Below are 8,039 nucleotides of genomic sequence, written 5' to 3'. Positions count from 1 at the left end.
CCGACCTCCCCACGAGGGGGAGGTATGGCCGACGATCAGGGGCGCGCAACACACTCCCATCCCTCCTTTTGATGGGGAGGGTGGCGATTCCGGCTTTAGCCGGGATCGCCGGGTGGGGTGACCAATGGAACTCTTGGGCAAAGGGTTTAGGCCCGCGCCCGGACTATTGCAGGTATGCGCTATTCTCCCGCCGCGATGGAGATCTCGGGCTCGGGCCGTCCCTCGCGCTCGCGCTTCAGCCGCTCGGAAACGATGAAGGCAAGCTCGAGCGACTGGTCGGCATTGAGCCGCGGATCGCAATGGGTGTGGTAGCGGTCGGACAGGTCGGTCTCGGTCACAGCCTTGGAGCCGCCGACACATTCGGTGACGTTCTGCCCGGTCATCTCCACATGGATGCCGCCGGCGTGCGTGCCTTCGCCGCGATGGATGTCGAAGAAGGTTTCAACCTCGCGCAGGATGAGGTCGAAGGGCCTGGTCTTGTAGCCGCCGGCAGCCTTAATGGTGTTGCCATGCATGGGATCGCAGGCCCACACCACGCTCTTGCCTTCGCGCTTCGCCGCGCGGATCAGCGGCGGCAGATGCTTGCCCACCTTGTCGGCGCCGAAGCGGCAGATGAGCGTGAGCCGCCCCGGCTCGTTCGCCGGGTTCAGCGCATCGATCAGGCGAAGCAGATCGTCCACGGTGAGACTCGGCCCGATCTTGGCGCCGACCGGGTTCTTGATCCCGCGCAGGAACTCGATATGCGCCTGGTCGAGGTCCCGCGTGCGGTCGCCGGCCCAGAGGAAATGGCCTGAGGTCGCATACCAATCGCCTGAGGTCGAGTCCACGCGGGTGAAGGCCTGCTCATAGCCGAGCATCAGCGCCTCGTGACTCGTATAGACGCTCGTGGTGCGAAGCTCAGGCGTCCGCTCCGGGGTGAGCCCGCAGGCGCGCATGAAGCGCAAGCTCTCGGCGATATGCTCGGCCAGTTCCTGATAGCGATGCCCGGCCGGGCTGTCCTTGACGAAACCGAGATTCCACCGGTGCACGTGATCGAGATTGGCGTAGCCGCCTTGGGCGAAGGCGCGCAGCAGATTGAGCGTCGCCGCCGACTGCCGGTAGGCCATCAGCATGCGCTGGGGGTCCGGCACGCGCGCGTCCTCGGTGAACTCGATGCCGTTGATGATGTCGCCACGATAGCTCGGCAGCTCTCTACCGTTCTGCACTTCGGTCGGCGCCGAGCGCGGCTTGGCGAACTGTCCGGCGATGCGGCCGAGCTTCACTACCGGCGAGCCGCCGGCATAAGTCAGCACCACGGCCATTTGCAGCAGCACGCGGAAAAAATCGCGGATGGCGTCGGCGCGGTGCTCGGCGAAGCTCTCGGCACAGTCGCCCCCCTGCAGCAGGAAGGCCTCGCCGGCAGCCACACGGGCAAGCTTCGCCTTCAGCTCGCGCGCTTCGCCGGCAAAAACGAGCGGCGGGAAGGTGGCAAGTTGCTCCTCGACTTCGGCGAGCTTCTTCTCGTCCGGATAGACCGGAACCTGCTCGATCGGCTTAGAGCGCCAGCTGTCGGGGCTCCATCGCGGGGCCATCTGAAATCTCTCCAAAAAGGGCTGACGCTATATAGGCGCTTCGCCCGCGCCTGGCTAGCAGACCATGGTTGCTAAAGGCTAACGCCCCAGGAGCAATTTCCCCTCTTCGATGCCAACTCGTGCCACTGCTTCGCAGTTGCGACTATCGGCGTTGCTCCCTCCTCCCCTCGCATGCCACATAGCCCGGGCATCGGAGGAGGTAGCCAGTGGACCCCCGTCATCTCGAGCACGGTCATCGCCCGAGCGAGATCGCCCAGCGGCTCAAGGACGGCCCGCGCGTCAGTTATCTGCGCGACTGGGTCTATGGCGGCATCGACGGCACCGTAACAACTTTCGCCGTGGTCGCCGGCGTGGTCGGGGCGGCGCTCTCCACCAAAGCCCTACTCATTCTCGGCGTGGCCAATCTTCTCGCCGACGGCTTCTCCATGGCCGCCGCCAACTACTCCGGCACCAAGGCCGAGATCGAGGAATACGAACATGTGCGCAACATGGAGGAGCGCCACGTCGAGATTACGCCTGAGGGCGAGCGCGAGGAGATCCGTCAGATCTTTCAGGCCAAGGGCTTCCAGGGCGAAGCGCTCGACAGCGCGGTGAAGGTGATCACCGGGAAGCGAGAGCGCTGGATCGAAACCATGATGACCGAAGAACATGGTCTGCCGCCGATCAGCCGCTCCCCGGAGCGGGCTGCGCTCACCACCTTCCTCGCCTTCATCGTCTGCGGCTCGATTCCGCTTCTGCCCTTCGTCCTCGGCCTTCCCGGCACGATCGAGGTCTCCACGGTCATGACCGGGCTCACCTTCTTCACCATCGGCTCGCTGCGCAGCCGCTGGTCGCCGTCGCCATGGTGGCGCTCAGGACTGGAAACCTTCGCCATCGGCATGTCGGCGGCTATCATCGCCTATGCCGTGGGCGTGCTTCTCGGCGGCGTCATCCAATAGGGGCGAAGCGGCTACACGCTGTCATCCGATTGTGCCACAGTGCGCCGCCATGGCGATCCGCGAACCAAGCTTCACCCTCGGCATCGAAGAGGAATACCTCCTCGTCGACAAGGACAGCCGCGACCTCGCGCAGGAACCGCCGCCGGCGCTCCTCGCCAAATGCCAGGAGGCCTTGCTCGATTATGGCAGCCAGGTCAGCCCGGAATTCCTGCGCTCGCAGATCGAGGTCGGCACCAGCGTCTGCCACACCATCGAGGAAGCGCGCGAGGAGCTGATCAGGCTGCGCATGACCGTCGGCACCATCGCCGACGAGTTCGGCCTTGCGCCCATCGCGTCCTCCACCCACCCCTTCGCCAATTGGCGGAGCCAGCAGCACACCGACAAGGAGCGCTACAATGTGCTCGCGCAAGATTTGCAGCAGGTTGCGCGCCGGATGGTGATTTGCGGCATGCATGTGCATGTCGGGATCGAGGACGAAGAGTTACGCATCGACCTGCTCGGACAGGCGGCCTACTTCCTGCCCCATCTTCTCGCGCTTTCGACCTCCTCCCCCTTCTGGGAGGGGCAAGCGACCGGTTTGAAATCCTACCGGCTCGCGGTTTTCGACGAGCTGCCCCGCACCGGCATGCCGTATCAGTTCGGGAGCTACAGCGAATATGCCCGCTCCATTGAGGTGCTGGTCAATGCCGGGCTGATCGAGGACGCGACCAAGATCTGGTGGGACTTAAGGCCTTCCGCCCGTTTCCCCACGCTTGAGATGCGCATCACCGACATCTGCCCGCTGCTCGCCGACGGCATCACCATCGCCGCGCTCTACCGCTGCATCTTGCGCATGCTCTATCGCTTGCGGCGCCAGAACCAGCGCTGGCGCTATTACCCGCCCTTCCTGGTGCGCGAGAACCGCTGGCGTGCCCAGCGCTACGGCACCGGCGAGGGCATGGTCGATTTCGGCAGGGGGACGGTCGTGCCCTTCCCCGAGCTGATAGAGGAGCTGTTGGAGCTAACCGCCGAGGACGCCGAGCATTTCGGCTGCGTTTCCGAGGTCGCCCGCGCGCGCGACATCGCCAAGGAAGGGACGAGCGCCGACCGGCAATTGGCGCGTTTCGAGGCGGTGAAGGCGCTGGGCGGCACCGAGCAGGCGGCACTCGTCGCCGTGGTCGACGGCATCATCGACGATACGATGATCATGCCGTAGCCCGATTGCGAGAACCTAACCGCCGATGAGAATCCAACTCCTCAATATCGAGCCTGCAGGCGAATACGAGTGGAAGTGGCCGAGTAAAAACGTTGAACACTTTCATCGCACTTGGGTCGGTAGAATTGCTGTCAAAGGACAAATCTCCGATTTCCGACATGGGATCGGTGAGCGGCACGTTTATGGGCGCTGTCGAGTTCATTCCGTCAGCTGGATTGCAACTGCGCCTCTGGTCGAAGGCGTCGAAGCGGATGATTACGGTCAGTCGAATTCATTGCTGAGCGTGCTTCGGTTATCCAACAAGCGTCATGTGAAAAGCGAAGCAGATCTGCCCGATATCTATAAGAATTTTCACGTCGTCAGTTGGCGTAGTGAAATCGATGCACCACGTGTTCCCCACTCACTTGCGGTCAAAATTCGGGAAGACGATGTCGCGGCGTGGGCGACTCACGCTGCAATCCGCGCAACAACCTTTGAGCGCCTATGACGTCCCGCGCCTAGAGCGTCGTGCTCATGCCGCCATCGACATGGAGTCCGGCGCCGGTGATGTACGCGGCCTCGTCCGAGGCGAGGAACAGCGCGGCATTGGCGATATCCTGCGGCGTGCCGAAGCGGCGGAGCGGAGTCTGGGTGAGCAGCGCCTTGGCGATCATCGGCTTCTGCATGTAGCGGCCGATCAGAGCCGTCTCCACGTAGCCAGGGCACAGCGCATTCACGCGGATGCCGTAAGGCGCGTATTCGACCGCGAGGCTCCGCGACAGCGCCGAGACTGCACCCTTGGTCGCCGAATAGACCGACATCTGGCGGGTATGCTTGGTGGCCATCACCGAGGACAGGTTGATGATCGAGGCGTTGCCCGAGGCTTTGAGCAGATCGAAGGCCTCGCGCGCGCAGCGCACCGTGCCGTCGACATTGGTCTTCCATACTTTGTCCCAGGCGGCATCGTCGAGGTGACGGAAATCGCTCCGTTCGCCGACGCCGGCATTGTTGACCAGCACATCGAGGCGTCCGAATTTTTCAGCCAGGCGCCCCATCAGCAACTTTACTTGCTCGGTGTCGGTCACATCGACGGTCTCGGCCTGTGCCGAGCCGTTGCTCTTGATGATGGCGTCGGCGACCTCGCGTGCCGCCTCGCCGTCGCGGTCGGCCACCACCACGTGAGCGCCTTCGCGGGCGAAGGTCTCGGCGATGGCGCGTCCGATGCCGGCGCCGGCGCCGGTGACGAGCGCGATCTTGTCGTCAAGCCGCCGCATCCGACCCCGCCATGGGCGTTGGCGCTTGCCATTTGTGCCTCAGCGTCACCAACTCCTCCGAAGCGCTTGGGTGCAGGGCCATGGTCATGTCGAATTGCGCCTTGGTCGCACCCATCTTCAAAGCAATCGCCGCCATCTGCACGATTTCGGCGGCGTCCGGCCCCAAGATATGGCAGCCAAGCACCTTGTCGGTCGCCATGTCGACCACGAGCTTCATCAGCATTTTCTCGTCGCGGCCGGCGAGTGTGTATTTCAGCGGGCGGAAGGCGATCTTGTAGATGTCGACCACATGGCCCATCTCCCGCGCCGCCTCCTCCGAGAGGCCGACGGTGCCGATCTCAGGGTCGGAGAACACGGCGGTGGGGATCATGGCGTAATCGACGGGGGTCGCTTGATCGTTGAACACGGTCTCGGCGAACGCCGTCGCTTCATGGATGGCGACCGGCGTCAGGTTCACGCGGTCGGTCACGTCGCCTACGGCATAGATATTGTCGACCGAGGAGCGCGAGAACTCGTCGACCACGACATGGCCGTTCCAGCCGAGGTCAACACCGGCCTTGTCGAGCCCGAGTCCCATGGTGTTGGGCAGCCGCCCCGTGGCGGCCATGACCAGGCCGGCGTGGAGACTGTCGCCGCGTTTGAAATGGACGCGGTAGCCTCCATCTTCCTTTTCGATGCCGGCGGTCTCAGTGTTGGTGCGGATATCGATGCCGCGCTTGCGCATGGCCTCGGCCAACCCGTCGCGCAGATCTGCATCGAAATTGCGCAAGACCTGATCGCCGCGATGGAGCACGGTGACCTTGACGCCGAGCCCGGCGAAGATCGAGGCGAACTCCATGCCGATATAGCCCGCGCCTACGATGGCGATGCTCGCAGGCAATCGTTCGAGCCGAAAGCATTCGTTGGAGCTGATGAGATGCTCCGAGCCACGCAGCTTGGGGATCATCGGGTGGCCGCCGGTGGCAACCAGGATGGTCTTGGCACTAATCGACGCAGCGCCGTTCGCAAGCCGCACCGTGTGAGGGCCCTCGAGCACGGCGCGGTCGAGGATGATGCGCACGCCGGCCTTCTCCAGCGTCCGCGTATAGACGCCGTTCAGCCGGTCGACCTCGCGCCGGACATTGCCGATCAGCGTCGGCCAGTCGAAGCGGAGGTCCTCGCTGGTCCAGCCGAAATTGCGCGCATCGGCAAAAGCGCTCGAATAGCGGCTGCCATAGACCAGCAGTTTCTTCGGAACGCAGCCGCGGATCACGCAGGTGCCACCGACGCGATATTCCTCGGCGATGGCCACCTTGGCGCCGAGCTCTGCCGCGAGCCTGCCGGCGCGCACGCCGCCAGAGCCGCCGCCGATCACGAACAGGTCGTAGTCGTGTTTATTCACTGGATAGAGTCCGCTGCAGAAGTTGCACGCCGCCGGCCGTCGCCACGATAGCCAAATCGGCCACCCCGAGGAACAGCCCGTGCTCGACCACGCCGGGCACCCGCTTCAGGGCGAAGGCGAGCACTTCCGGCTCTTGAATTTGGCCGAAGGCGCAATCGAGGATGAAATTGCCTTGGTCGGTCAGAAATGGCACGCCGTCCTTGCCCAAGCGCTGGGTGATCTCGCCTTCGCATCCGGCCTGGGCGGCCATGGCCTCGACCATGCGGCGCGTGGCGGCGAAGCCGAAGCGCACCACTTCCACCGGGAGCGGAAACCGCCCGAGCGTCTTCACCAGCTTGCTGTCGTCGGCGATCACCACCATCTGGTCGGAGGCCGTTGCCACGATCTTCTCGCGCAACAGCGCCCCGCCGCCGCCCTTGATCAGCCGCAGCTGATCGTCGATCTCGTCGGCGCCGTCGACGGTCAGGTGCAGATGCGGCGTCTCGTCGAGCGTGCTTAAGGGAATGCCGAGGGCTTGCGCCTGCGCCCGCGTGGCCTCGGAGCTGGGCACGCAAAGCACCTTCAGCCCCGCCGCCACCTTGACGCCGAGCGCCTCGACGAAGCGCGCCGCGGTCGAGCCGCTGCCAAGGCCAAGCCACATTCCGTCGCAGACAAGGTCGAGCGCGCGCAACGCCGCGCTTTCCTTGAGCAAAGAGGAATCGGCAAGTTTCACCGGAAGCTGCCCTTTTGGCACGAAGTTGGGCCTAGCCTTGCACAGCCAAGGATGAGATATGCCGGGGCGGCTTCCCCCGGTCAATGCGCAAGCCAACAGAGGATGTTACGTGCCGCGCGCCAATTTGAGAGATGCGACGATTGTTTTCGACCTCGACGGCACGCTGATCGACACGGCGCCGGACCTCACCAACGCCCTCAATGACGCGCTCATCCGCCGGGGCCATGCCGCGATTCCGCAGGCGACCATTCGCGCCGCGGTTGGGTTCGGCGCCAGGGTGATGATCGAGGAAGCCCTGCGGCGGGCTGGCGCCGCCGAGGACATCGACGAGATGCTGGCCGAGTTCCTCGTCCATTACGAGGCGAACATCGCCGCCGAGAGCAGGCCCTTCCCCGGCGCCGTGGCTTCGCTCGACACGCTGGCCGCGTCAGGGGCAAGGCTCGCGATCTGCACCAACAAGCGCGAATATCTGACGCGCAAGCTGCTCGAAGCGCTCGGCCTTCAGCATTACTTCAAGGGCATCGCCGGGCGCGACACCTTCTCCGTGTCGAAGCCAGATCCTGGTCACCTTACCCAGGTGATCGCGCTCGCCGGCGGCGAGCCCTCCCGCGCCGTCATGGTGGGCGACAGCGACGTCGACATCGCCACGGCCAAAGGCGCCCGGGTGCCTTCGATCCTGGTGAGCTTTGGTTATGCGCGGGAAGCGCTTGGCGAGCTTGTTCCCGACGTGGTGATCAACCATTTCGACGAGCTCGTGCCGAGCGCCGCGTCCATCCTGGGCGCTTCGCCGGGGGCGCGCCGGTCCAACTAGCCGAGCCCACACACGCCACAGATTTGCCCAATTTCGACCGGACTGCTCTCAACGTGGAGCCACAGTCGAAAGCCACCTTCACCCGCCTTTAGCTCATTTCGCTTGCACGCTTTTCCAAGGGAGAGAAAACGATGCTGAGACGTGTCGTGATCGGCGCGAGCCTGGCCTGCCTGATGGG

General features: G+C 64.3%; 8 protein-coding genes. 4 read left to right on the top strand and 4 right to left on the bottom strand.

Features of this window, described 5'->3' with window-relative positions:
- Positions 1–179: 179 nt before the first annotated feature.
- Positions 180–1,571, bottom strand: a complete 1,392-nt coding sequence (locus ACREC7_RS14470) for a class II 3-deoxy-7-phosphoheptulonate synthase (RefSeq protein ID WP_431556395.1) — start codon at positions 1,569–1,571, stop codon at positions 180–182.
- Positions 1,572–1,777: 206 nt separating this feature from the next.
- On the opposite strand from ACREC7_RS14470, the gene ACREC7_RS14465 reads away from it, so the two are divergent.
- From ACREC7_RS14465 to ACREC7_RS14455, 3 genes are read left to right on the top strand one after another with little or no spacing between them, the layout of a single operon-like run.
- Complete coding sequence (locus ACREC7_RS14465) at positions 1,778–2,509, top strand: VIT1/CCC1 transporter family protein (protein WP_431556394.1); 732 nt, start codon at positions 1,778–1,780, stop codon at positions 2,507–2,509.
- A 49-nt stretch (positions 2,510–2,558) separates the two neighbouring features.
- A complete protein-coding gene (locus tag ACREC7_RS14460) occupies positions 2,559–3,704 on the top strand; it encodes a carboxylate-amine ligase (RefSeq protein ID WP_431556393.1) in 1,146 nt (381 codons plus the stop codon).
- A 25-nt stretch (positions 3,705–3,729) separates the two neighbouring features.
- Entirely contained in the window at positions 3,730–4,191 is a 462-nt protein-coding gene (locus ACREC7_RS14455; protein WP_431556392.1) for a hypothetical protein, read from the top strand.
- Between the two features lie 10 nt (positions 4,192–4,201).
- Here ACREC7_RS14455 and ACREC7_RS14450 read toward each other — a convergent pair whose 3' ends face one another.
- From ACREC7_RS14450 to rpiA, 3 genes are read right to left on the bottom strand one after another with little or no spacing between them, the layout of a single operon-like run.
- Positions 4,202–4,957, bottom strand: a complete 756-nt coding sequence (locus ACREC7_RS14450) for an SDR family NAD(P)-dependent oxidoreductase (protein WP_431556391.1) — start codon at positions 4,955–4,957, stop codon at positions 4,202–4,204.
- Complete coding sequence (gor, locus tag ACREC7_RS14445) at positions 4,944–6,338, bottom strand: glutathione-disulfide reductase (protein ID WP_431556390.1); 1,395 nt, start codon at positions 6,336–6,338, stop codon at positions 4,944–4,946. The genes ACREC7_RS14450 and gor overlap by 14 nt, the downstream gene beginning before the upstream one ends.
- Entirely contained in the window at positions 6,331–7,071 is a 741-nt protein-coding gene (gene rpiA, locus ACREC7_RS14440) for a ribose-5-phosphate isomerase RpiA (RefSeq protein ID WP_431556389.1), read from the bottom strand. Before rpiA ends, gor begins: the two co-directional genes overlap by 8 nt.
- A gap of 37 nt (positions 7,072–7,108) precedes the next feature.
- Between rpiA and gph the strand changes: the two genes are divergently transcribed.
- Positions 7,109–7,861: a phosphoglycolate phosphatase gene (gph, locus tag ACREC7_RS14435; RefSeq protein WP_431556388.1), complete on the top strand. Its 753-nt coding sequence runs from the start codon at positions 7,109–7,111 to the stop codon at positions 7,859–7,861.
- Positions 7,862–8,039 lie beyond the last annotated feature (178 nt).

This window comes from Methyloceanibacter sp., from assembly GCF_050728395.1.
Lineage (GTDB): Bacteria > Pseudomonadota > Alphaproteobacteria > Rhizobiales > Methyloligellaceae > Methyloceanibacter.
The sequence above is the reverse complement of the archived record's forward strand: the minus strand, read 5'-3'. Positions and strand labels throughout refer to the sequence as shown.